The organism is Streptomyces sp. SKN60 (assembly GCF_026236535.1).
Lineage (GTDB): Bacteria > Actinomycetota > Actinomycetes > Streptomycetales > Streptomycetaceae > Streptomyces.
The window spans coordinates 174,457-199,046 of the sequence record NZ_JAHTMW010000003.1; the positions used below are offsets into that span (position 1 = coordinate 174,457).

General features: G+C 71.7%; 21 protein-coding genes. 13 read left to right on the plus strand and 8 right to left on the minus strand.

Annotated elements, in window-relative coordinates:
- Positions 1–11: 11 nt before the first annotated feature.
- The 5 genes from KV205_RS06720 to KV205_RS06740 form a co-directional block, all read right to left on the minus strand.
- Positions 12–869, minus strand: coding sequence for an alpha/beta fold hydrolase (locus KV205_RS06720; RefSeq protein WP_265862971.1), 858 nt, complete (start codon positions 867–869; stop codon positions 12–14).
- A 3-nt stretch (positions 870–872) separates the two neighbouring features.
- Positions 873–1,790, minus strand: a complete 918-nt coding sequence (locus KV205_RS06725) for a 3-methyl-2-oxobutanoate hydroxymethyltransferase (RefSeq protein ID WP_265862972.1) — start codon at positions 1,788–1,790, stop codon at positions 873–875.
- A 37-nt stretch (positions 1,791–1,827) separates the two neighbouring features.
- Entirely contained in the window at positions 1,828–2,307 is a 480-nt protein-coding gene (locus KV205_RS06730; protein WP_265862974.1) for a 3-methyl-2-oxobutanoate hydroxymethyltransferase, read from the minus strand.
- Between the two features lie 3 nt (positions 2,308–2,310).
- Entirely contained in the window at positions 2,311–3,597 is a 1,287-nt protein-coding gene (locus KV205_RS06735) for an aromatic ring-hydroxylating dioxygenase subunit alpha (protein ID WP_265862976.1), read from the minus strand.
- A gap of 65 nt (positions 3,598–3,662) precedes the next feature.
- Complete coding sequence (locus tag KV205_RS06740; protein ID WP_265862977.1) at positions 3,663–3,986, minus strand: 2Fe-2S iron-sulfur cluster-binding protein; 324 nt, start codon at positions 3,984–3,986, stop codon at positions 3,663–3,665.
- 155 nt (positions 3,987–4,141) lie between these two features.
- Here KV205_RS06740 and KV205_RS06745 point away from each other — a divergent pair, with 155 nt between their 5' ends.
- The 10 genes from KV205_RS06745 to KV205_RS06790 all read left to right on the plus strand — a co-directional run bounded on the left by KV205_RS06745 (position 4,142) and on the right by KV205_RS06790 (position 16,622).
- Complete coding sequence (locus KV205_RS06745; protein ID WP_265862978.1) at positions 4,142–4,894, plus strand: 2,3-diphosphoglycerate-dependent phosphoglycerate mutase; 753 nt, start codon at positions 4,142–4,144, stop codon at positions 4,892–4,894.
- 118 nt (positions 4,895–5,012) lie between these two features.
- Positions 5,013–6,140, plus strand: coding sequence for an ethanolamine ammonia lyase-activating protein (locus tag KV205_RS06750; RefSeq protein WP_265862979.1), 1,128 nt, complete (start codon positions 5,013–5,015; stop codon positions 6,138–6,140).
- A gap of 8 nt (positions 6,141–6,148) precedes the next feature.
- Positions 6,149–7,726, plus strand: coding sequence for an ethanolamine ammonia-lyase reactivating factor EutA (locus KV205_RS06755; protein WP_265862981.1), 1,578 nt, complete (start codon positions 6,149–6,151; stop codon positions 7,724–7,726).
- Positions 7,727–7,839: 113 nt separating this feature from the next.
- Entirely contained in the window at positions 7,840–8,949 is a 1,110-nt protein-coding gene (locus KV205_RS06760) for an extracellular solute-binding protein (protein WP_265862982.1), read from the plus strand.
- Between the two features lie 31 nt (positions 8,950–8,980).
- A complete protein-coding gene (locus KV205_RS06765; RefSeq protein WP_265862983.1) occupies positions 8,981–10,096 on the plus strand; it encodes an extracellular solute-binding protein in 1,116 nt (371 codons plus the stop codon).
- A 10-nt stretch (positions 10,097–10,106) separates the two neighbouring features.
- Positions 10,107–11,876: an iron ABC transporter permease gene (locus KV205_RS06770; protein ID WP_265862985.1), complete on the plus strand. Its 1,770-nt coding sequence runs from the start codon at positions 10,107–10,109 to the stop codon at positions 11,874–11,876.
- Positions 11,877–11,905: 29 nt separating this feature from the next.
- On the plus strand, positions 11,906–13,042 hold the full coding sequence (locus KV205_RS06775) for an ABC transporter ATP-binding protein (protein ID WP_265862986.1): 1,137 nt from the start codon (positions 11,906–11,908) through the stop codon (positions 13,040–13,042).
- Between the two features lie 40 nt (positions 13,043–13,082).
- A complete protein-coding gene (locus tag KV205_RS06780) occupies positions 13,083–14,309 on the plus strand; it encodes an MFS transporter (protein WP_265862989.1) in 1,227 nt (408 codons plus the stop codon).
- An 85-nt stretch (positions 14,310–14,394) separates the two neighbouring features.
- A complete protein-coding gene (locus KV205_RS06785) occupies positions 14,395–15,462 on the plus strand; it encodes a cupin domain-containing protein (RefSeq protein ID WP_265862990.1) in 1,068 nt (355 codons plus the stop codon).
- Positions 15,463–15,728: 266 nt separating this feature from the next.
- Complete coding sequence (locus KV205_RS06790; protein WP_265862991.1) at positions 15,729–16,622, plus strand: AAA family ATPase; 894 nt, start codon at positions 15,729–15,731, stop codon at positions 16,620–16,622.
- 71 nt (positions 16,623–16,693) lie between these two features.
- Here KV205_RS06790 and KV205_RS06795 read toward each other — a convergent pair whose 3' ends face one another.
- A complete protein-coding gene (locus KV205_RS06795) occupies positions 16,694–17,692 on the minus strand; it encodes a cupin domain-containing protein (RefSeq protein WP_265862992.1) in 999 nt (332 codons plus the stop codon).
- A 152-nt stretch (positions 17,693–17,844) separates the two neighbouring features.
- Here KV205_RS06795 and KV205_RS06800 point away from each other — a divergent pair, with 152 nt between their 5' ends.
- Genes KV205_RS06800 through KV205_RS06810 form a run of 3 tightly spaced genes read left to right on the plus strand, consistent with a single transcriptional unit; the run spans position 17,845 to position 21,063 of the window.
- Positions 17,845–18,582: a class II aldolase/adducin family protein gene (locus KV205_RS06800; protein ID WP_265862993.1), complete on the plus strand. Its 738-nt coding sequence runs from the start codon at positions 17,845–17,847 to the stop codon at positions 18,580–18,582.
- On the plus strand, positions 18,576–19,808 hold the full coding sequence (locus KV205_RS06805; protein WP_265862994.1) for an MFS transporter: 1,233 nt from the start codon (positions 18,576–18,578) through the stop codon (positions 19,806–19,808). Before KV205_RS06800 ends, KV205_RS06805 begins: the two co-directional genes overlap by 7 nt.
- Entirely contained in the window at positions 19,801–21,063 is a 1,263-nt protein-coding gene (locus KV205_RS06810) for an MFS transporter (protein ID WP_265862995.1), read from the plus strand. The genes KV205_RS06805 and KV205_RS06810 overlap by 8 nt, the downstream gene beginning before the upstream one ends.
- A 22-nt stretch (positions 21,064–21,085) precedes the next feature.
- Here KV205_RS06810 and KV205_RS06815 read toward each other — a convergent pair whose 3' ends face one another.
- Together KV205_RS06815 and KV205_RS06820 are read right to left on the minus strand one after the other, a co-directional pair.
- Entirely contained in the window at positions 21,086–22,351 is a 1,266-nt protein-coding gene (locus tag KV205_RS06815) for an acyltransferase (protein ID WP_265862997.1), read from the minus strand.
- A gap of 2 nt (positions 22,352–22,353) precedes the next feature.
- On the minus strand, positions 22,354–24,504 hold the full coding sequence (locus KV205_RS06820; protein ID WP_374214638.1) for a bifunctional polysaccharide deacetylase/glycosyltransferase family 2 protein: 2,151 nt from the start codon (positions 24,502–24,504) through the stop codon (positions 22,354–22,356).
- Positions 24,505–24,590 lie beyond the last annotated feature (86 nt).

Here is a 24,590-nt window from a genome sequence, read left to right on the forward strand (position 1 = left end):
ATCTCCCGGGGTCACGCCCCGGAGGCCCCCGCGAGGAAGGACAGGATCCGCTCCGGGGCGGTCGTGTCCGTCTGCTCGGCGACCGGCACGTCCCAGTACTCGTTGACCGGCAGGCACTCCTGCAGATAGCGCGCCGCCGAGGGCGCGTGGGAGGTGTCCTCGCCCGGCACGATCAGAGCCGGCACCCGCAGGGTGAGCAGGTCCTCCGGCTCCGCGCCCGGCACCGTGTCCCGGTCGAAGAGCAGCCGGGCGCTGCCGGTCACCAGGGTGCGGTACCGCTCCGGATCGCAGGCGGCGTACTCCTTCGCGAACCGCGCGTCGTGGCGCAGCACATGGGCCCAGGGCCCGACCCGGGGGTCCTTGGAGAAGCCGTCCCCGGTGGACCGCGCCAGCTCCACCACGCCCCGCAGCCCGTGCTCGGCCGCGTGGGCGAGGTGGGCGTCGAAGCGCTGGTGCTGCTTGCGCCGGTAGTGCACGCCGCCGGCCGGCGAGTAGAGGACCATGCCCGCGACCCGTTCGGGCCGGGCGACGGCGAGCGCGGCGGCGGTGGAGCAGCCGACGCAGCCGCCGATGAGGTAGGTCCGGTCGATGCCCAGGTGGTCGAGCAGGCCGAGGCCCTGGCGTACGTACCCCTCCCAGGTCAGGCGTTCCAGCCGGCCGCCGGAGCGGCCGGACTCGCGCCGGTCGAAGGTGATGCACGTGTAGTGCTCCGCCAGGCGGTCGAGGAGGCCGAGCCGTCGGTAGACGCCGGTGGTGTGCCAGGCCTCCAGGCTGGAGTCGAAGCCGCCGGGCGAGAACATCAGGAGCGGCGGCCCGTCCCCGGTGGTCTCGTAGCGGGTGGTGATCCCGTCGATGAGGGCGGTGGGCACGGCTCAGCCCTCCTTGTCCGCGGGCGAGACGGGCTCGGCGGTCTCGGCGGGCGGCACCGGAATGCCGCCCGCGATCTGCCGGGCCGCGCGCACGTCCTCGGCGTACGCCGTGAGCGCGTCGAATGCGGTACGGGCGACCTGGGCGTACGTCTCCGGCGGGTCGTCCAGGGCCTGGGCGGAGTAGCCGATCGCGGCGTTGGCCATGCGCATCCGGCCGTCCAGCCAGGGGCCGCCGCCGAAGCCGCCCACGACCGGCACGGAGACCGCGGCGGCCACCGCGGCGCCCACCACGGGCCCGGAGTTGGTGAAGTTCAGCAGGACGGCGCCGGCCTCCTCCAGGCGCTTGGCCTCGGCGACCATCGCCTCCAGCATCTCCTCCGGCACCTGTTCGGCGGCCGAGGGGACCCCGCGGTACTCCACGCCGTAGCGCAGGGCGGTCTGCGGGGTGATGCCGAACTGGGCGAACACCGGGACGCCGGCCCGGGTGACGGCCTCGACCGCCTCCGGAAAGTCGGCGGCGCCGTCCAGCTTGACCAGGTCGACGCCGGCCTCCTTGGCGAAGCGGATCGCCGCCCGTACGGCGGCCGCGCCGCCCTCCTGGAGCGGGCCGTAGGGGAAGTCGGCGCTCAGCAGGGCGCGCCGGGTGCCGCGCCGTACCGCCTTGGTGACCACCAGCATCTCGTCCAGGGTGATCTCCAGGGGGTTGGTGTGCCCCCATAGGTTCACCCCGACGGTGTCGCCGACCGAGATCAGGTCGGCCCCGGCCCGGTCGGCGATGCGGGCCATCGGGCAGTCCCAGGCCACCACTCCGACGATCTTGCGCTTCTCGTCCTTCATGCGGCGCAGCGCGTTCAGCGTCACCTTGTCGGTCTTCTTGTCCTGCGCCTTGTCCGTCATCTTGTCCGTCGCCTTGTCCGTCACAGGTTCCGCACTCCTTTCTCGTACTCGGTGTCAGGGTCTAGACCCGGAGCGCGGTGAGCAGTTCGAGGACGTCGCCCTCGTCGGCGGAGCGCAGCAGCACCCGGGCGTACGGCCGCAGCGCGGCGACCGCGTCACCGGCCTCGTATCCCTCCCCGAGCACCACGCCGGCCGTCGTGATGCCGCGCCGCCGGCAGATGCCGCCGATGGCGGCGGCCACCCGGTGGCCGCGGTCCTCGGTGGCGAGGACGACCACCACGTCGGTGCGGGCGATCACCCCGTCCAGCGGGACGGGCGTGCCGTCGAGCCGGTGCAGGGTCTCGGTGCTGACGGCGGTGTAGAAGCGGGCGCCGGCCCAGGTGCGGGCGGCGAGCCGGCGGGCCACCGCGGCCGCGCGGGCGTCGAGGGCGACGATCCGCGCGGTCCGGGCGGGGGTGATGGGTGCGTCGATGCGGAAGCGGGACTCGTGGGCCGAGGCGGCCCGGGCGCTCTCGCTCAGGTGCGGGGTGGCCGGGGTCATGGCTCAGACCGTGGTCTGCGGGGCGCCCGGCACGACCTTGACCGCGTCCCGGCAGGAGTCCAGGAAGGACTCCGCCTGCGGCAGCACGACCGCGGCCGAGCGGACCTTGTGGTGCTCGGGGTCGACGCCGGGCGGGACGACGCCCTCGTCGCGCAGGGCGAGGGCGGCCTTCCGCAGCTTCTGGCGGGCCTTGATGATGCCGCTGTCGGCGGGTACCAGGCGTTCCTTGGTGCGGTCGACGATCGGGCCCATCGACTCCTGCAGCGAGGCGTCCTGCATGGCGATGCCGGCGACGCCGGAGTAGGTCTCGCCGCGCCGCTGCGCCTCGCGGTCGATCAGATAGTCGTTGTCCATGTTGGCGACCGGCCGGTAGGTGCCGGGGACGGTCCTGCTGTGGACGCCGTGGCCGTCGATCATCGCCTGCCGCTCGGTCCCGGTGAGCGCGCGGACCGGGTGGTAGTCGAAGGAGTACGTCCAGCAGTTCTCGTCGTCGATCGGCACCCACCAGTGGCCGTGCACGGGGTGGTCGCCGCGCGGCGGCACCATCGTGAAGGACGGCATCACCCAGGGGGTGATGCGCCAGTAGTAGCTGCCCTCCTCGGCGTTGCGCCGGGCGCCGACGAACAGGCCGCCCTCGGAGTCGGCGACCTCGAAGAAGGGCTTGGTGTCGTTCATGTTGTACTCGTTGCCCTTCGCGCCCTTGAACAGCGGGTCGCTCTTGAGGCCGCCGGAGTGCAGGAAGGTGACGTGACTGGAGTCGATGCCGCCCTCGAAGGCCTGCAGCCAGTTGCACTGCTGCCAGCGCTTGGAGGTGTAGGTCTGCTCGGCCGGCACGTGCACCCACTCGAACTCGGGCGGTTCGGGCCGGGTGGCCCGGTCGCCCATGTGGGTCCACAGCACGTCGCCGATCTTGACCAGCGGGTACGAGGTGAGCCTGACGTTCGCACAGAAGCTGGAGTTGTCGGCCTCGGAGGGCACTTCGGTGCACTGGCCGGTGACGTCGTACTTCCAGCCGTGGTACGGGCAGCGCAGCCCGCCCTCCTCGTTGCGGCCGAACCACAGCGAGGCTCCGCGGTGGGCGCAGAACTCGTCGATCAGTCCGTAGCGGCCCTCGCTGTCGCGGAAGGCGATCATGCGCTCGGAGAGCAGCTTGACGCGGACGGGCGGGCAGTCGTTCTCCGGCAGCTCCTCGGCCAGCAGGGCCGGGATCCAGTACTGCCGGAACAGCTCGCCCATCGGTGTGCCGGGGCCGGTCTGGGTGAGCAGTTCGTTGATCTCTTTGCGGAGCACGGAGTTTCCCTTCGGATGCTGGGGCCCCGGGGCGGGGCGACTGCTGCAGCGGGGTGTGCGGGGGCTCAGGACTCGTGCGGCGGGACGTCCACGATCAGTCCCGACAGCTCCTGGGTGAGCGTGATCTGGCAGGCCAGGCGGCTGGTCGCGCGCCGCTCCGACACCGCGAGGTCGAGCAGGTCGTCCTCCATGTCGCCGGGCGGGCCGACGCGTTCGGCGAACTCCTCGCGCACCCACACGTGGCAGGTGGCGCAGGACTGGTTGCCGCCGCACTCGGCGACGATGCCCGGGACGCCGTTGCGGACGGCGGCGGACATCAGGGAGTCGCCCGGCGGGGCGTCGACGATGTGCTGGGGCCCGTCGGAGGTGGCGAAGATGACCTTCGGCAAGGTCCCTCCCTCTTCTCGAAGTTGACCGTTCCCGTACCGGCGGGCCACGGGCCGGCATGCGCTGCCCTGGCCCGTGGTCCGGCTTGTCCGGCTTATGGTCTGTCCATTAGACCAGATGCTTGAACGCGGAAACAAGAGACGGAAGAGGACCCGCCATGCCCCGCCCCCTGACCCTGGTGCTGCTGCGCCACGGCGAGAGCCACGGGAACGCCCGCGGCACCTTCACCGGCTGGATCGACACACCCCTCACCGCACGCGGTGAGCAACAGGCCCGCGAGGCCGGTCACTTGCTGCTCGGCCACGGACTCCGCCCCACCCGCGCGCACAGCTCGAACCTCGTCCGCGCCATTCGCACCTGCACCCTCGCCCTGGCCGCCGCGCACTGCCCGGACGTCTCGCCAGGCCACACCTGGCGCCTCAACGAGCGCCACTACGGGGCCCTTCAGGGCCTGGAGCGCAGCGTGGTCCGCGCCCGGTACGGAGCGGAGGCCTACCGGCGCTGGCGCCGTTCCGTGGACGCCGTACCGCCCCCGCTGCCCGAGCACGAGGCGGCCGGCTACGCGGGGGATCCGCGCTACGGCGGCCTGGACGCGGCGCGACTGCCGCGCAGCGAGTCGCTCGCGGACGTGCTCGCCCGGCTGCTGCCGTACCTGGACGGGGTGGTGGCGCCGGAGCTGCGGGCCGGCCACACCGTACTCGTCACCGCGCACAGCAACTCGCTGCGCGCCCTGGTCTCCCACCTGGACGGACTGACCCCGGAGGAGACGGCGGAACGTAATATTCCGACCGGCATGCCGCTCTGCTACGAACTGGACGCGCAGCTGCGGCCGCTACTGCGCGGCGGCCGCTACCTGGACCCGGAGGCCGCCCGCTCGGCCGCCAAATCCGTGGCCGAGCAGGGCTTTTAACGCCGTATATCCGGAGCCCGCAGATCCGTTGACGGGTCAACTTGATGGACTTATGGTTCTACCAATCCCAGCCTTCGTACGCCCCGGTCAGTGGCGGCACCAATCAGGAAGGGTCCCGATGTCCAAGGACGCCATCGTCGACGACACGTTCGCAGCGAAGTTCGCAACCGAGAAGGACTCCCCGTACACCCGCTGGGTCGCAGACGAAGGTCTCGACATCATCGCCGCGCACTACATCCCGGATCTGCGCACTGTGGAGCTCAAGCCCTGGGAGCGCCGCGGCGGGCGCGGGGTCTTCATCAACCACGAGGCCACCCGCACCTCCAACGACTGCTACGTGTGCGAGATCCCGGCCGGCGGCGCGCTGGCCCCGCAGCGCCAGCTGTTCGAGGAGCAGATCCTGGTCCTCGACGGCCAGGGCTCGACCCGGGTGTGGAACGACAAGGGCGACTCGGTCACCTTCGAGTGGCAGACCGGCTCGATCTTCGCCATCCCGCTCAACGCGCACCACCAGCACTTCAACGGCTCCGGCCGGAAGGCCGCGCGCTTCGTGTCCTCCACGAACATGCCGCCGGTCATCAACCTCTACGGCGACCCGGAGTTCGTCTTCGACACCCCGCGCGACTTCCCGGAGCGCTTCAACGGCGAGCCCGACTACTTCTCCCCCAAGGGCGAGCAGCGGGGCCTGCTCCTCGACACCAACTTCGTGGCGGACTCGGTGAGCCTGCCGCTGGTGGAGGCCAAGGAGCGCGGCGCCGGCGGCGGCCACATCCGCTTCACCATGGCCAAGGGCTCGATGAACAGCCACATCTCGCAGTTCCCCACGGCCACGTACAAGAAGGGTCACCGGCACGGTCCCGGTGCCCACGTCATCATCCTGTCCGGCGAGGGCTACAGCCTGATGTGGCCGGAGGGCGAGGAGCCGCGCCGCTACGAGTGGGGCCCCGGCTCGCTCATCGTGCCGCCGAACATGTGGTTCCACCAGCACTTCAACACCAGCACCGAGCCGAGCCGCTATCTCGCCTTCAAGCACGAGGTCGTCTCCGTGCGCAACGCCCAGGGCGTGCCGAAGGCGTGGATCAGCCGGCGCATCGGCGGGGACCAGATCGACTACGCCGACGAGTCCGCCTTCGTGCGCGACACCTTCCGCGAGGCCCTCGCCAAGCACGCCATGACCCCGCGGATGGACGCCATCTACGCATCGGAGCTGGAGACCCTGCCGCCGCTGCCCGGCGCCGAAGGCTGAGCACGCACGTGGTGCACACCCACACCCACACCGCCCCTCCCCCGCGCACCGTCCACGCCCCGCACGTGCCCGCGCACACCCACGACCACGACGACGAGCCGCTCGGCCCGATCGAGGACAACCCGATCTGGCAGCAGGACAACGTCACCCTGCACAGCGTGGGCATCGACATCGGCTCCTCCGGCACCCAGGTGCTGTTCTCCCGGCTCCGGCTGCGGCGCATCGGCGAGGAGCTGACCAGCCGCTACCACGTCGTCTCCCGGGAGACGCGCTATCTGTCGCCGGTCGCCCTGACCCCGTACACGAGCGGAGAGCACATCGACGCCGTGCGACTCGGCGAGATCGTCGACGAGGCGTACGGGAAGGCCGGAGTCACCCCCGAAGCGATCGACACCGGGGTCGTCATCCTCACCGGCGAGGCCCTGCGGCGGCACAACGCGGAGGCGATCGCCGGCGTCCTCGCCGAGCGCGGCGGCCGCCTGGTGACCGCCACCGCGGGCCACCACATGGAGGCCCGACTGGCGGCCTACGGCTCCGGCGCCGCCCGCCGCTCCTACGAGCGACGGCAACGGCTCCTGGTCGTGGACATCGGCGGCGGCACCACCAAGCTCGCCGTGGTCGAGGGCGGACGGGTGCTCTCGACCGCGGCGGTCCACATCGGCGGCCGGCTCCAGGTGACGGACGAGGACAGGCGGATCGTCCGTCTGGAGCCGGCCGGGCGGCGGCACGCGGCGCGGGCCGGTTTCGACTGGCGGCTCGGCGACACGGCCCGCCCGGCGGAGCTCGACCGGGTCGCCGAGGCGATGGCGGGGGCCCTGGTCGACGTACTGCGCGGCGCGCCCGGCGAGGACGGTCTGTACCTCACACGGCGGCTCGGGGATCCCGGCCCGCTGGACGGGGTGCTGTTCTCCGGCGGCGTGGCCGAGTACGTCTACGGGCGCGAGCAGCACGACTTCGGCGACCTGGGCCGGCGGCTCGGGCACGCGGTGCGCCGACGGCTCGACGCCGGGGAGCTCCCCTGGCCGCTGCTGCCGGCGGGTGAGTGCATCCGGGCCACCGCGCTCGGCGCCTCCGAGTACAGCGTCCAGCTGAGCGGCAACACCGGCTGCGTCAGCGACCCGGACGCGCTGCTGCCGCGGCGCGATCTGCCGGTGGTGCGCCCGGGCTGTCCGCTGGGCGACACGGTCGACGCCCGGGCCGTGGCCGACGCGGTCCGGCAGAGCCTCGACGAACGCGGGGCCGAGGGCGATGTCGCCCTGGCCGTGGAGTGGAGCGGGCTGCCCGAGTACGGCAGGCTGCTCGCCCTCGCCACCGGCATCCGCGACGGCCTGGCCGCGCGGATCGCGGCCGGCCGGCCGGTGTACGTCGTCCTCGACGGCGACGTGGCCATGACGCTCGGCCGGCTGCTGCGCGAGGAGCTGGGCGTCCGGTCCGAGGTGCTCGTCGTGGACGGGCTGAGCCTGCACGACTTCGACCACATCGACATCGGGCGGGTGCGGCACCCCTCGCGCACCGTGCCGGTGACCATCAAGTCCCTGGTGTTCGGCGCCGGTAAAGGTCCGGTAACGGTTCCAACCTATGGTTAGACCATAAGGCCAATCCTCCGGTTTCATACGCAGTCGACGGCCCCGGCCACGGGGCCGGCCCTCCCTCGCACAGCACGACGATCCATTGGCAATGACGCCCCAAGGAGCGTGCGATGCATCACCGAACCCTCCCGGCCGCTCTGCTGGCCTCCGGCCTCCTGCTGGCCGCCTGCGGCACCCCGGTCACCTCCGACGCCAAGAACGGCGCGGCGTCCGGCGAGTCCGCCGCCTACGCCCCGTACGACGCCCTCACCGGTCCCGAACGGACCGGGAAACTCCTCGCCGCGGCCAAGAAGGAGGGCGGGGTCCTCGACCTCTACACCTCCAACACCGACATCCAGGAACTGGTCGACGGCTTCGAGAAGGCCTACCCGGGCATCAAGGTCCGCGCCTTCCGCGCCAACTCCGAGACCGTCCTGCAGCGCATCCTGCAGGAGCACGGCGCCCGCCGGACGAACAACGACGTCGTCGACACCAACGACATCGAACTGCGCGCCCTGCAGGACCAGCACGTCCTGTACGAGTACCGGGGCCCCGCCCTCCAGGGCCTCAAGCCCGAGGCGACCAAGCCCGACGGCTGGACCGCCGAGCGGTTCAACGCCTTCGTCGTCGGCTGGAACACCGAGAAGGTCCCGGCCGGCCAGGAGCCGAAGACCTTCGCCGACCTCGCCGACCCCAAGTGGAAGGGCAAGGTGTCGGTCGAGATCGGCGACTGGGACTGGTACATGGCCATGTCCACGTACCTCACCGACAAGAAGGGCTGGTCCCAGCAGAAGGTCGACGACGTCTTCCGCGGGATCGCCGAGAACGCCCGGCTCACCAAGGGCCACACCGTCCAGGGCGAGATGCTGAGCGCCGGCCAGTTCGGCATCGCCGCCTCCGTCTACAGCCACACCCTGGACAAGGCGGTGGCCAAGGGCGCCCCGGTCGCCTGGCGGCCCTCGGTCGAACCGGTGATCCTGCGACCCAACGGCCTCGCCCTGATGAAGGAGCCGAAGCACCCCGCCACCGCCCTGCTGTGGACGGACTGGGTCCTCACCGCGGGCCAGCGGATCATCGCCGACTCCAAGCGGATCCCCGCGGCCAAGGAGGTCCCCGGCTTCCGGGATCCGATCCCGCCCGGCACCGAGGTCTACAGCCTCGACAAGTCCGAGGCCTCCGACAACCAGAAGTGGAACTCCGCCTACGACGCCCTGCTCCGCGGCGTCCCCACGTCCGACTGAAGCGCAGAGCCTCACACCCCGGGAGCCCCCGATGAAGAGCCGTTCAGCAGTAACCGCCGCGTGCACCGTCCTGGCGGCCTCGACCCTGCTCACCGCCTGCGGAGGTGTCACCCCCCGGGCGGCCGGCGGCGCGGCGTCCACCGAGACGTACGACAGGATCGCCTCGGCCGCCCCCGACCGGCAGCGCGCCGAGGCCGAGAAGGCGGCGAAGTCCGAGGGCGGCACCCTGTCCCTCTACACCTCGATGACGGCCGACATCGTCGGCCCCATCACCAAGGCGTTCCAGAAGGACACCGGCGTCAAGGTCGAGGTCTTCCGCGGCAACTCCGAGACGGTCCTGCAGCGCATCTCCCAGGAGTCGCAGGCCCGCCGGGCCGGCGCCGACGTCGTGGAGACCAACTTCGCCGAGATGGACGCCCTGTCCAAGGAGGGCATCCTCGCGACGTTCGACGGCGCGTCGCGAGACAAGCTGAACGAGACCGGCCGGTTCCCGGACTGGAGCGCCACCCGGCTCAACATCTTCCACCCCGCCTGGAACACCGATCTGATCAAGCCCGGCCAGGAGCCGAAGAGCTGGGAGGACCTGGCCAAGCCCGAGTACAAGGGCAAGATCACCCTGGAGATCAGCGACTCCGACTGGTACGCCAACGTCACCACGTACTGGCTCAAGCACGGCAAGTCGCAGGCCGAGGTCGACGCGCTGTGGAAGAAGATCGCGGCCAACTCCAAGGCCGCCAAGGGCCACACCACGATGATGCAGTTCCTCACCGCCGGGCAGACCGCCATGGAGGCGATGAACTACACCTACATCACCGAGCGCGCCAAGGAACAGGGCGCCCCCGTCGCCTACCGCGACGCGAGCGGCAGGTCCACCGTTCCCGCCTTCCCGCGGCCCAACGGCGTCGGCCTGATCAAGGGGGCCGCACACCCCGGCGCCGCCTGGCTGTTCTACGACTGGATGCTCAACGAGGGCCAGCAGGTGATCGTCGACCTGCATCTGTCCCCCTCCACCAAGGTCCCCGGCGACAAGAGCCTGGACGGCCTCACCCTGGCCCCCTTCGCCATCGACGCGCTCACCGACAAGAAGGCCGACTGGGACGCGAAGTACGACGCGCTGCTGCGCGGCGCCGACAACATGGAGAAGTAGCACTGTGGCTGTGACCTCTGCCCCCACCGAACGCGCCGCCCCGCCGCCGGGCGCACCCGCCCCGGGCCGGCGCCCCTCCCGGATCCCCGCGCTGCTGCGCGGCAGGCTGTCCCCGCAGACCCTGATGGTCGGCGCGGCGATCGTCATCGTCGGATACATCGCCGTCGTGCCGCTCGGCTATCTGCTGCACGACACCTTCATCGACTCCGACGGGGTCGGCATCTCCTTCGACGCCTTCGCCCGCGCCTACGGCGGCAACGCGCAGGCCGGCACCATGCTGGGCAACTCCCTGGTGTTCGCCTTCGGTTCGGCCCTGCTCTCGCTGGTCGTCGGCACCGCCCTCGCGTACGTCCTGGTGCGCACCGACACCCCGTTCAAGGGACTGTTCTTCGCCGCCTCGATGGTGCCGCTGATCGTGCCCGGCATCCTCTACGCGACGTCGTGGATCTTCCTCGGCGACCCGGACAGCGGGCTGATCAACTCCCTTTTCTTCAAGCCGCTGTTCGGCTCCTCGCCCATCGACGTCTACAGCGTCCCGGGCATGATCTGGGTCCAGGGCCTGCACCACGCCCCGGTCGCCTTCCTGCTCATGGTCTCCGCGTTCCGCGCCATGGACCCCTCCCTGGAGGAGTCGGCGGCCATGTCCGGCGCCGGCACCTGGACCGTGCTGCGCCGCATCACCGTGCCGCTGCTGCGCCCGGCGACCATCTCCGTGGCCCTGCTGATGTTCGTGCAGTCCCTGGAGAGCTTCGAGGTGCCGGCCCTGCTCGGGCTGCAGAACGGCACCTATGTCTTCACCAGCCGCATCTACTTCGTGCTGCGCGCCTACCCCATCGACTACGGCGCCGCCGGCGCGTATGCCACCGGGCTGCTGCTGATCGCCGCCGTCGGCGTGCTGTTCACCCAGTGGCTGCAGCGCTCCTCGCGCAACTACCAGACGGTCACCGGCAAGGCCTTCCGGCCGCGCCCGGTCGACCTGGGCCGGGCCAAGCCGTGGGTCGGCGCCGGCGTGCTGCTGTACTTCGGCATCACGGTCGTGCTGCCGGTGGCCGTGCTGTTCTACGCCTCGCTCCTGAAGTTCTACACGGCGCCCAGCAGCAAGACGCTGTCGAGCATGTCCTTCGCCAATTACGCCCGGGTGTTCGAGATGCCACAGGCCCTCAACGCCCTGAAGAACTCCGTGATCGTGGGCGTCGGCGCGGCCACCGCCGTCATGCTCCTCACCTCGGTGGTCTCCTGGGTCGTGCTGCGCACCAAGGCCAGGGGGCGCCAGGTCCTCGACGTGCTGGCCTTCACCCCGATCGTCATCCCCGGCCTGGTGCTCGGCCTCGCGCTGTCCTTCGTGTATCTGCGGATGCCGCTGCCCATCTACGGCACGCTGCTGATCCTGCTCATCTCGTACTGCACCCGCTATCTGCCGTACGGAATGCGCTACAGCACCTCGGCGATGTCCCAGATGTCGCCGGAACTGGAGGAGTCGGCCCATGTGTCGGGGGCGTCCTGGTTCCAGACCTTCCGGCGAGTGCTGCTGCCGCTGATGAGCAGCGGTGTCCTCGCCGGCTGGGTCTACATCCTGGTCGTGTCCTTCCGCGAGCTGTCCTCCACGATCCTGCTCTACAGCCCCGGGACCGAGGTCATGTCGGTGCTCATGTGGGAGCAGTTCGAGAACGGTCAGTTCACCACCCTCGCCGCGCTCGGCGTGCTGATGGTGCTGCTGCTCTGCGTCCTCGTCGCCGGCGCCTACCGCGTCGGAGCCCGCTTCGGCCTGCAGGACGACTGACCCCGCCCCGGATCCAGAGGAAGAACCCCATGCTGACCGTATCGTCCCTCAAGAAGAGCTACGAGTCGCCCGCCAAGCGCAAGAAGCGCACGGGCGGCGACGACACCCGCGCCTATGCCGTGGGCGGGATCGACTTCGAGATCCAGGAAGGCGAGCTGTTCACCCTGCTCGGCCCCTCGGGCTGCGGCAAGACCACCACGCTGCGCTCCATCGCGGGTCTGGAGAAGCCGACCACCGGATCCATCACCCTCGGCGAGCGGGTGCTGTTCGACGACAAGAAGGGCATCAACCTGCGTGCCAACATGCGCGGGTTCGGCATGGTCTTCCAGTCGTACGCCATCTGGCCGCACATGACCGTGTTCAAGAACGTCTCCTTCCCGCTGGAGGTCCTCCCCCGGGCTCAGCGGCCCGACCGCGCGGAGATAGAGCGGCGGGTGGCGGAGGTCCTGGACGTCATCGAGCTGGGCGCCTACTCGTCCCGGCCGGCCACCAAACTCTCCGGCGGCCAGCAGCAGCGGCTCGCCCTGGGGCGCGCGCTCGTCACCCGTCCGGAGCTGATGCTGCTCGACGAGCCGCTGTCCAATCTGGACGCCAAGCTGCGCGAGTCCATGCGCTTCGAACTCAAGCGGCTGCAACGCGAGTTGAACCTCACCGCGATCTATGTGACGCACGACCAGGCCGAGGCCCTGGTGATGTCCAACCGGATCGCGGTGATGAACCAGGGCCGCATCGAGCAGATCGGCAAGCCCCGGGAGATCTACACCAAGCCGGCCACCCGCTTCGTCGCCGAGTTCATCGGCACCTCCAACTTCCTTGAGGCGAAGGTCGTCGCGGTGCGCGGCGACGAGGTGGAGGTCGAGACGGCCCAGGGCCGGCTGACCGCCCGCGGTGTGGAGCGGGTGCCCGCGGTGGGCTCCGCGGTGCTGCTGTCCATCCGCCCCGAGTCCGTGGACCTGACCCGCGAGCCGCGCGGCGGCGTGCCCAACGAGTGGCGCGGCACCGTGGCCACCCGGGCGTTCCTCGGCGACACGGTGGACCACATCATCGACGTCGGCGGCGGCGTGGAGATCCGCAACCGCTCCAACCCGAACCTCTCCGTCCCGCCGGGCGAGAGCGTCCACTTCACCGTCGCCCCCGACAAGGTCATCGTCGTCCCCGCCGACTGAGCCGCCCCGCACCCGACCCCAAGACAAGGAAAGGAGGCACGTGCGCATACCCGAGGTGCTGCGCAACCGGGACTTCGATCTCTACTGGGGCGGAGTCGTCCTCTCCCAGATCGGAACGCGGGGCGCCACGGCCGCCACCCTCTACCAGGTGTACGAGCTCACCGGGTCCACCGTTCAGGTGGGCCTGGTGGGCCTCGCCCAGGCCGTGGCACTCGTCGTCCTGTCCCCGCTGGGCGGCGTGTACGCGGACCGGCTCGACCGGCGGCGGCTGCTCCAGGCCTCGCAGGCCCTGGCGCTGCTCGTGTCAGCCGCCCTCGCGGCCGTCACCCTGACCGGCCGGGCCACGGTCTGGGCAGTGGTGCTGTCCTCGCTGCTCACCACTGCGGCGGCCACCTTCGACCAGCCGGCCCGCCAGGCGCTCATCCCCGCGATGGTGCCGCGCGAACAGCTGGTCGACGCGTTCGCCCTGCTCAACCCCTCGCGCGAACTCGCCGTGCTGCTCGGACCGGCGCTCGCGGGGCTGCTCATCGCGATCGGCGGCCCGGGCCTCGTGTACGCCTTCGACACCGTGACGTACGCCGCCCTGGTCCTGGTCCTGGCGCTGCTGCGCACCCCCGGGCCCAAGCCGGACGGAGCGCGGGCGCCGGTGTGGCAGAGCATGCGCGAGGGCACGGCGTACGTGGCCCGGCGCCCCGTGATCCGGCAGCTGATCGGTCTCGACCTGGCCGCCACCGTGTTCGGCGCCTACCGGGTGCTGCTGCCCGCGCTCGCCGCCGACGTCTGGCACACCGGGGCCACCGGGTACGGACTGATGGCGGCGGCCCCCTCGGCCGGCGCCCTGATCGGCTCGGCGTGGGTGTTCCGCCTGGTCCGCACCGCCCGCTCGGGACATGTCGTGCTGTACGGCACGGCCGCCTACGGCCTGGCCGTGGTGGGTCTCGCCCTGGCGCCCTCCCTCTGGCCCGCCCTGGTGATGGCCGTGGCGCTCGGGGCCGCCGACGCCGTGGCCACCACGGTGCGGCACGCGGCCGTCCAGCTGGAGACCCCCGACGAACTCCGCGGCCGGGTCTCCGCCACGTACCAGATCGCCTCGCGCGGCGGGCCCGCCGTCGGCGACTCCCTGATGGGCGTGGCCGCCGGGGCGCTCGGACCGGTCGCCGCGCTCTCCGCGGGCGGCCTGGTGCCCGCACTCGCCGCCGGGGCGAGCGCCCTGCGCAGCCGCACGATCCGCGAGTACCGGGTTCCGCGGCCGAGCTCCGCCGCGTAACCCCTCGTCTCTCTCACCCGCCGTCTCTTTCACCTGCCGTCTCGCTAACCGCCGTCTTCCCGAACGCACCCCTGCCGGAGGATCGATGAGTACGCACACCACCACCGAAACCACCCACTACCACGTCCAGAAGCGCCGCCGCGCGCAGTTCCTGGAGGACTGGCGGGACAACCACCGCACCGTGGTCGGCCTCGACGACGCGACGATGCACGAGACCGCCCGCGGCAGCAGGGTCGGCGTCTACGTCGGCGCCGACGGCGACCGGCCCACCCGCACCATGGACGCCCTCGCCCATGAGATCGACCCCGGAGTGACCACCACGGTGCACCGCCACTCCTGGGACGCCATGGTCTTCGTCGTGGCCGGCCACGGCTGGACCGAGATCGACGGCGAACGCGTCGACTTCGGCCCCGGCGACTCGCTCCACCTGCCGTCCTGGGCCTGGCACCGCAGCGGCAACGACGGTGACACCACCGTGCGTTATCTGACCTTCTCCAGCCAGCCGATGCTGGAGACCATGGGCATGGCGGTCCTGGAGGACGCCGGACACACCCCGTTCGCCGGGCTCGCGCCCCGGCCGCCGTACTCCCCCGGCATCGACGGCGCCGACCCGTACGCCAACCGGCTGCGCCGCCTGGCCAGGGAGCAGGAGCGGCGTCGCTCCGGCCGGCTGCACACCGACTGGGACGAGCTGGAGCTGCGCAACACCCCGCGCGGCACCCGCACCACCTTCCTGCTCGACCGCGCGATCGGGTACCAGGCCTCCGGCATCACCATGGCGATGTTCGAGATCGGCCCGGGCCGGCAGCAGTCGATGCACCGCCACCCCGGCGAGGCCTGGCTGTACGTGGTCGAGGGCTCCGGCGAGAGCTATCTGGGCACCGAGCCGGAGGGCGGCAAGCGCCACCCGTGGAAGAAGGGCGACCTCATCGTCGTCGACCACTTCCTGTGGCACCAGCACATCAACACCGACCCGGAGCGCACGGCGAAGGTGGTGCGGATCCATATGTTCGACAGCCTCCTGGAGACCATGCGGGTGCTGTGCGACCCGCTGGTCCTGTTCGAGGAGCCGCCGACCCACATCCGCGACGCCCAGGCCGGCGACCCCTCGACCATCGAGTGGCCGGAGAACGACCGGCCGACCTGGCCGTGAGGACCTAGGGCCTGTCCGGAAAGTAGCTCCCCCTGGCTTCGCCGGGAGGTACCCCCAGTCTGCCCGCAGGGCAGGGCTCGCGGTGTCTGGTGCGTGCGATCGCAAGGCGGAGGAGGGAGACATGGCTTGCCATGGCGACCGACGACAACGCGGTGGGGGCACCTCCCGTGCCCGAAGGGCTACGGGGGAGTGCGTGCCAGACACCGCGAGCCAGGCGGGACTTTCCGGACAGGACCTAGGGCATACCGGAAGGAGAGAGGCTCCGCATGAGCTCCCTGCCGCACGGCGTCGCCGGAGTGCACGCCCTGCCCAGCGACCACCACGACGGTCCGTGGGACGCGGTGATCGTCGACCCGCGGGTCAAGGAGCGGCTGCTCGCGACCGCCGTCCTCGTGCTCCGGCACGGGCGGCGGCTCGCCGGCTCCGCCGTCGCCCCGCACGGCCTGATCGTGCTCGCCGGGCCGCCGGGCACCGGGAAGACGACCCTTGCCCAGGGCCTGGCCCAGGCGGCCGCCCGGACCCTGGCCCCGCACGGGGCCACGACGCTCGTCGATGTCGATCCGCACGCGTTTCCCAGCGAGCTGCTCGGCGAGAGCCAGCGTGCGGTGAGCCGGCTGTTCCACGAGGACCTGCCGGAACTGGCCGCCCGCAGGCCGCACACCGTGGTCCTGGTCGACGAGGTGGAGGCGCTGGCCGTCCGGCGGCAGAGCGCGTCCTTCGACACCAATCCGGTCGATGTGCACCGGGCCACCGACGCGGTGCTCAGCGGTCTCGACGCGCTGCGCGCCCAGCGGCCGGGCACCTTGCTGGTGGTGACGACGAACTTCGCCGACGCCGTCGACGAGGCCTTTCTGTCCCGCGCCGACCTGGTGATCCGCACCGAGCTGCCCTCGGCCGCGGTGACGCCGCTGATCGTGGCAGATTCGTTGCGCGAACTGGCCTCCCAATGGCCGGAGTTGATCCCGCTCGCCGAGAACGGCACCGTGCACGAGAAGGTCGGCCGGCTGCTCGACGGAGTGGACGGCCGGCGCATCCGCAAGACCGTGCACGGGGCGCTCGCGCTCCGTCTCGCCACCGCCGCCGACCCGGCCCTCCTGACGGCCGAGGACCTGGTGGAGGCGGCCGAGGAGACGGCCGCCGAAGCCGCTCGCCGCGCCTGAGCCCGTACCGCCCGTGCGAAGGGCCCCGCATCCCTCACGATGCGGGGCCCTTCGCGTTGCCGTGGTGCGGATCAGCCCTGGTACTCGGGGGCGTTCTCGACGTAGTGCACCGTGTCGTAACCCAGGTGTTTGAAGACCCGGTTCTGGGCGGAGAACACCCTGAGCGGGGTGCCGTCCGCCGCGAACAGCTGGCAGATGTGGTTCTGCGGCACGTAGAGCGTGTCGCCCTCGGTGATCTCGAAGCGCTTGGGCTCCTTGGCGACGCGCGCGTAGTACTTCTCCGCGATCTCCGCCTCGACCTCCCACTGCAGCGCGTAGCCGCCGCCCTCGAGGACGTAGAAGACCTCGTCGGCCATCTTCCAGTACTTGCCCGAGCGGCTGCCGGCGGCGATGTCCAGCTCGTAGGCGTCGACGGAGAAGATGCGCCCGTCGGTCATCCCGGGCGAGGCCATCACCCGGGTACGGCCCAGCGGGGTCATCTCCCAGGCGGTGTCCTTCGGGCTGATGACCTTCTTGCGGTCGAGCACGCCCGGCGTCCAGATCCGCGACCAGTCCTCGCGCTCGCCGAACTCCTCGGGGCGGTCGATCGGGCCCGAACGGCCCTGCTGGATCAGGCCCATGAACATCCAGGTGCTCTTGGCCTTCACCACGAGCGCCTTGGCCTTCTCGTCGTACGGGTTGAAGTGCCGGTGCACCGAGTCCGTGTGGACGAAGACGAGGTCGTCCTTGGCCCAGTCGTAGCGCCGGTCGTCGTGGATCTCGTAGCCGCGGCCCTCGAGGATGTAGAAAGCGGCCTCGTTCTGGTGTCCGTGGCCGTGGTTGCTCGACTGGCCGGGCAGCTCCACGAAGTGGACCTGGATGGTCTGGGTGAGGAAGTCCTCGTCGCCCGGACCCACCCGCCACCAGGTGCGCGACTTCGCGCTGTCCCCGGAGTGCGCGACCTTCGCGTCGTCGACGACGACGGAGTCGTCCCTGACCCGCTCCACAGCCAGTTGCCGCTCGCGGAAGTGATTCAGGCCGTACGTCTCCGAGGTCAGACCGCGAACGAAGACGCGTCCCTTCTTTGCCATGGATCCTCCTGTTAGGACAGTGCCACCTATCGGACTAACCATAAGACCCATAGCCCGTCCCGCCAATCCCCCGGGCAGCCCCCGGGCGATGTTGACCACCCCGGATCGAAGACCTAACGTCAGACCATTGATCCTTCAGGGGAGGGGAGCTCATGCGGTACGCACGGGAGCGTCAACTGGTCGCGGACGCCTGCCGCGTGCTGGCCGCCCGGGGCCTGGCCGACGGCATCCTCGGCCACATCAGCCTGCGGATGGACGACACCACGCTGCTCGTACGGTGCCGGGGGCCGCGGGAGCGCGGGCTGCACCGCACCACGCCCGCCGACATCCGCCTGGTCGACCTGGACGGGCGGGCGGCAGCCCCCGGCGAGCTCGACGACTGGTCCGTGCCGAACGAACTCCCCCTGCACACCGAGGTGTTGCGGGCCCGCCCGGACGTACGGGCCGTGGTGCACGCCCATCCGCCGGCCGTGGTCGCCGCCGACCTGGCCGGGATCACCCTGCGCCCCGTCGTCGGAGCCTTCGACATCCCCGGCGCCCGGCTCGCCGCCGGCGGCGTGCCGGTCCACCCGCGCGGGGTGCTGATACGGGACCGGCGCCTCGCCCGGGAGATGGTGGGCGCCCTGGGCGAGCGCCCCGCCGTGCTGCTGCGCGGCCACGGGCTCACCAGCACCGGCGGCTCGGTCCCCGAGGCCGTCCTGCGCGCCGTCTCCCTGAACACGCTCGCCCGGCTCTCCCTGGACGTCGTCCAGGCCGGCGGCACCCTGCGGGACCTGCCCGAGGAGGATCTGGCCGAACTCCCCGACCTGGGCGGCGCGTTCCACCACGACACCGCCTGGCGCCACGAGCTCAGCCGGCTCGGCCGGACCGCCGGGGAGGCCACGTGCTGACCGAGCGGCGGCCGGTCCGGCGCCGCCTCCGACTCCCTCGGCTTCCTCGGCTTCCTCGGCTTCCTCGGCTTCCCGGCCGTGACACCGTCGCCTCCGCCGGGGGCGCCGTCGTCTTCTCGTGCGCGCTCGGCCTGTCCTCCGTCGCGCTGCCGCTGCTCGCCCTCGACGCCGGCTACGGCAGCGTCGGGGTCGGCGTCCTGACCGCCGTCTCGGCGGTGTCGCAGATGGCCACCCGGCTCGGACTCGGCGTGGTGATGCGGGTGCTGCCGGACTGGACCCTGGTGGCCGTGGCGGGCGCGGTACTCGCCGTGTCGAACCTCGTCGTGGCGGTCTCGGCGGCGCTCGTGCCGTTCGTGGCGGCGCAACTGCTCCAGGGAGTCGCGCGGGCCTGCTTCTGGACGGGCAGTCAGACGCATGTCGTGCGCGGCGCCGGCTCGTCCGTCCGCGCCCTGGCGACGGTCAACTTCACCTCCGGCGCCGGTCTGCTCGTCGGGCCGGTGCTCGCGGGCCTGCTGTCGGAGCGCAGCCCGGCGTACGCGCTGGCCGTCTGCACCGCGATCGCCGCCGGCGCCGTCGTACCTGCCTTGTTCCTGGACCGGCTGCCGCCGTTCCGGCGGCCGGACGGCCGCGCCCCGGGCCGGATGTGGCGCCGGCCCGGGGTGTCCGCCGGGTGCTGGGCGGGGGTGAGCGCGGGCGCGTGGCGCGGTCTGCTCGGCTCCTACATCCCGGTGATGCTGGTGCGGGCCGGGAACGGCGCGGCCGTCGTCGGCGCCCTGGTCGCGGTCGCCAACGCCTCCTCGCTCGCCGGGTCCGTGGTCATCGGCCGGACCGGTCGCGCGGCCCTCGCCCGGGCCTTCGCCCTCGGCACGCTCGCCACCGGGGGCGCGCTCGCGCTGCTCGGCCCGCTCGGCGGGTCCCCGGTGGCCGCCGGCCTCGCGCTCGGCGTCTCGGGCCTCGGAGCCGGAGCCCTGCAGACCCTCGGCCCGGCCATCGCGAGCGACGCGGTCCACCCCGAGGAGCGGGGCGAGGCGATCGCCACGGCCGGCACCTTCCGCGCCGCCGCGCTGTTCACGGCGCCGTTCGGCGCCGCCGGCCTGGTCGCCGTCCTGCCGGTCTCGGCGGCGCTGATGATCGCCGGAGCGGCGATCGCGGTGCCCGCGCTCGCCGCCGGCCGGCTGCGCGCGCATCTGAACGCACCGCCGGCGGAGGGAGCCGGCCGTGCGTGACGGGGCGGTCCGCGCGCTGCGCGCGCTGTCCCATCGCGACTACCGCCTCTTCCTCACCGGCCACTCGGTGAGCGTGATCGGCACCTGGATGCAGCGGGTGGCCCAGGACTGGCTGGTGCTCGACCTCACCGACGACGCGTTCACGGTCGGCCTCGCCGCGGCCCTGCAGTTCCTGCCGATGCTTCTCTTCGGACTGTGGGGCGGCGTGCTCGTCGACCGGTGGGACCGCCGCCGGGTGCTCCTGGCCACCCAGGCGGCGAGCGGGGTGCTCGCCGCGGCTCTGGCCGTCGTGGTGCTCGCCGGGGCCGCCGCGCTCTGGACGGTGTACGCGCTGGCGCTCGCGCTCGGTTTCGTCACCGTCCTCGACAACCCGGCCCGCCAGGCCTTCGTCGCCGAACTCACGGCACCGGCGGACTACGTCAACGCGCAGGCGCTCGCCTCCACCGTGCACAACCTCGGCCGCCTCGTCGGACCCGCGGTCGCCGGCGGCCTCATCGCCGCGGTCGGACCCGGCTACGCGTTCGCGCTCAACGCCGTCTCCTTCGTACCGGTGATCTGGGGGCTGCTCCTCATCGACCCGCGGACGACCCGCCGCCGGCTCGACGACGCACCGGCCGGCGGCGGCGGGGTCCGCGAGGGCCTGCGCTATGTGTTCGGTCACCCCGAACTGCGCGCCTGTCTGCTGCTCATCGGCGTGGTCGCCCTGCTCGGACAGAACTTCCGCGCCGTGCTCCCGGTCCTCGCCAGGGACACCTTCGACGGCGGCGCGGCGACCTACGGCTGGCTCACCTCGGCCCTCGGTGTCGGCGCCGTCGCGGGAGCCCTCGGCACGGCGGCGGCCCGCCGCGTCACCAGCCGGGCCCTGCTCCTCGCCGCGCTCGGCTTCGGCGCCGCGAACGCGCTGGTGGCCGCGTCCCCCTGGCTGTCGCTCGCCCTCGCCGGCATGGTCGCGGTCGGCATCGCGAACCTCGCCTTCAACACCCTGGGCAAGAGCCTGCTCCAGCTCGGCACGGACCCGGGCATGCACGGCAGGGTGATGTCCCTGCACGGCCTGGTCGTGCTCGGCAGCACCCCGCTCGGCATGCCGCTCCTCGGCCTCGTCTGCGACCTCTGGGGCGCCCGCGCCGGAATGGCCGTGGCCTCGTCGAGCGCCCTGGCCGCCGCGGCGCTCGTCCTCCCCCGGCTGCGGCACCCGGCCGGGCCGCCCACGGCCCTGCGGCCTCCGACCGCCGCACCTCGGGACGACAGGGTGTGAACCGGCCCCCGTCAGGCCCCCGTCAGGCGCCCGCCCGGCGCCTGCCCCGCACGCGGCGCGGGTACGGGAAGAGCCGCGGGGGGCGCTTCGCGGCCACGTCCTCGACCCAGCCGAAGGTCAGCACAAGGAGGCCGGTCAGGGGGATCGCCACAAGCAGCGGGAACCACTGGCTGGTCAGCAGCCACTGGCCGTGCTCGTAGAAGAAGCCGACGGACCAGAGGGGGTCGATCAGCGGGATGGCGGCCACCAGCGCGGTCTCGTGCCAGAGGTAGACGCTGACGGCGCGTGAGTTGAGCAGGCTGATCAGGCCGTTCCAGCGTTCCAGCGGGCGGGGCCACTGGTCCCAGGAGGGACTGACGTGGAGCAGGATGGCGACGAAGCCGAAGGACCACAGGGCCTGGGCTATCGGCCAGCTCTCGATGTCGGTGGGCACGGTCGGATCGACCGGCCGGGTCTGCAGGTACCACCAGCCGGCCACCATGATCAGCGGCGCGACGGACGGCACGACGTACTGCGGGATCTTCTTGAGCAGGCCCTCCTGGTGAGCCATGCCGAGGATCCAGCAGGAGCCGAACATGGCGAAGTCGCTGGCGGTCTCCCAGACCCGGGCGTAGATGAACTCCTGGTCGGCGAAGAACGTGTGCATGACGATCGTCAGCGCGATCGGCGCGGACAGCGTGACCACCGGCGCCCGGCGCAGCGCCCACAGCAGCAGCGGTGACATTAGGACGTACCAGAGGTAGGCGCGGAGGTACCAGAGCGGGACGATGACCTGCACCGCCCAGCTGTGCCCCACGAGATGGTCGAAGCCGTCGAGCGACTCGGCGTACGGCGGAGTGCTCAGCGGCACGAGCCAGAACAGCAGCTTGCCCCACCACCAGTCGGGGTGCCCCTCGGCGTCGGGCCCCCAGCCGTCGGCGAGCTCGAGGGTGAGCATGACCGCGCCGAACAGCCACATCGGCGGCAGCAGTCGGCGCAGCCGGCCCCGGATGACGCCGAGGGCGGGCCGACTGAGCGAGCGCGCCATCAGCGACCCGGCCAGCGCGAACATCACACCCATCGACGGGAAGACGATGGGCAGCCAGAACCAGCCGAAGTTGTGGTAGAACACCACGCGCACCAGCGCCAGCGCGCGCAGCAGGTCGAGATAGCGGTCCCGGCCGCCCTTGCGCGCGGACGGTGCCGTGGGATCCGACTTCGGCTCCGGCTCGGGCTCGGGTCGCAGAACGGCGGGGATGCGCAGCTGCACGGTGTCCTGGGTGCCCCGGTACCCGAAGGATGTGGTCATGGTCAGGCCTCCACGGGTGCGGCGACCTCGCCGGTGCGCCGGAGCTTCTGCCAGCGCAGTCGGCCACCGGTCAGCGCCGTGATCGCGGACTGCAACAGGACGATGTACATCAGCTGCCGGTAGACCAGCTGCTGGATCGGCAGGCTGATCAGGTGCAGGGGCTTCTCGCCGTCGAGCCGGAAGGCGTACCAGGACAGCACGCCCTGGAGCAGGATGAAGCCGCCCCAGCTGGCGAGGGTGATCGGGGCGTCCGCGAAGAGGATGCCGTACAGCAGGAACATGTCGACCAGCGGCGCGAGCAGCGGGGCGACCACGCCGAACATCACGACGAGCGGCAGCCCGATCCGGCCGAAGCGCCCGGCCGGGCCGCGGGAGGTCACGGCGCGGCGGTGCTTCCACATCGCCTGCATGGAGCCGTAGCTCCAGCGGTACCGCTGGGACCAGAGCTGCTGGAGGCTGGCGGGGGCCTCGGTCCAGGCGCGGGCGCGCTCGGCGTAGACGATCCGCCAGCCGTCGCAGAGCACCGCCATGGTGATGTCGGTGTCCTCGGCGAGGGTGTCGTCGCTCATCCCGCCGGCCTGCCGCAGGGCCTCCTTGCGGAAGGCGCCGACCGCGCCGGGGATGGTCGGGATGACGTTGAGCATGTCGTACATCCGGCGGTCCAGGTTGTGGCCGAGGACGTATTCGATGTGCTGCCAGGCACCGATCAGGCTCTCGCGGTTGCCGACCTTGGCGTTGCCCGCGACCGCGCCGATCCGCGGGTCGCCGAAGGGCTGGACCAGTTCGCGCACGGTGGACGGCTCGAAGACGGTGTCGCCGTCCATCATCACGACGATGTCGTGCGACGCGGCCGCGATGCCGGCGTTGAGCGCGCTGGACTTTCCGCCGTTGACCTTGCGGATCAGCCGGACGAACGGCAGGTTCAGCTCCTCGACGATGTCCGCGGTGCCGTCCGTGGAGCCGTCGTCGATGACGATCACCTCGATCGGATGGTCACTGACGATCAGGGAGTTGAGGGTGTTCGCGATGCACTCGCGCTCGTTGTAGGCCGGGACGAGCACGGTGACCGGCTCGTAGACGGGTGGTCCCCACGCGTCCCGCCGCCGGGAGCGCCGGGCGTGCAGCGGTGCGAGGACCAGCATCAGCGCGAACCGGCCGAAGTTGAGGAAGCCGACGACGGCGAGGAGCGCGACAAGGACCGGCAGGGTGAGCACGGCGGCCTTGCTGGCCCAGATGAAGCACTTGCCCGCCCACAGCTGGTAGCCGTGCACCGGCACAGTGGCGTTGGTGGCGCCGAGCGCCTCGGAGACGGTGGCGAAGCGGTACCCCTCGCCCTGCAGCTTCACGATGATCCGCTCGAGCGCGGCGAGGGTCTCGGCACGGTCGCCACCCGCGTCGTGCAGCAGGATCAGCTCGCCCGCGCCGGGCTTGCGCGGCATCGCCGCCCTGACGATCTCGTCGACCCCGGGACGCTTCCAGTCGTCGGTGTCGCGGTCGATGAACGCGGTGAGGTAGCCGTGGGAGCCCACGTACTTGATCACCGGGTAGTTCCAGTCGTCGAGCGCCGAGGCGTCGGAGGAGTACGGCGGGCGGAACAGCGCGCTGTGGACGCCCGCGACGCCGGCCAGCGCCAGCTGCGTCTGCGCCAGCTCCCAGCTGATCCGGGCGTGGGACTGGTACGCGAGATCGGGGTGGGTGAAGGTGTGCACGCCGATCTCGTGGCCGCCCGCGACGATCTGCCGGATCAGCTCCGGGTGGCGCGTGGTCATCGCGCCGGTCACGAAGAAGTCCGCGCGGACATCGTGGGCCGCGAGCACGTCCAGGATCTTCGGGGTCCACTCGGGCGAGGGGCCGTCGTCGAAGCTCAGGACCACGGTGTGGTCGGGGATCCGATAGCTCACCGGGCGCTCGTTCTTGGCGCCGCGCGCGTCGATGACCGGGCCGCCCTTGAGCAGGTTCTGCGGCACGGTCGTCTTGTCGACCGAGGTCGCGATCCGGGTGTCGTGGAAGGCCTCGTTGGTGGCGAGGCCGCGCAGGACGAGGAGCGCGAGCAGGCAGGCCAGCAGGGACAGCGGCATGAAGAAGCGCAGCGGCGGGGCAGCCAGTCGGCGCGGCCTCAGCAGGGACTGCCGACGACGCTGGTGGCGGGACAAGGGCGCTCCTGGAGAGGGGTGGTGCGGACGATCAGGCACGCCCGGGCGGCCCACAGGCGTTGCTTCGCGCGACACGAGGGTCACGG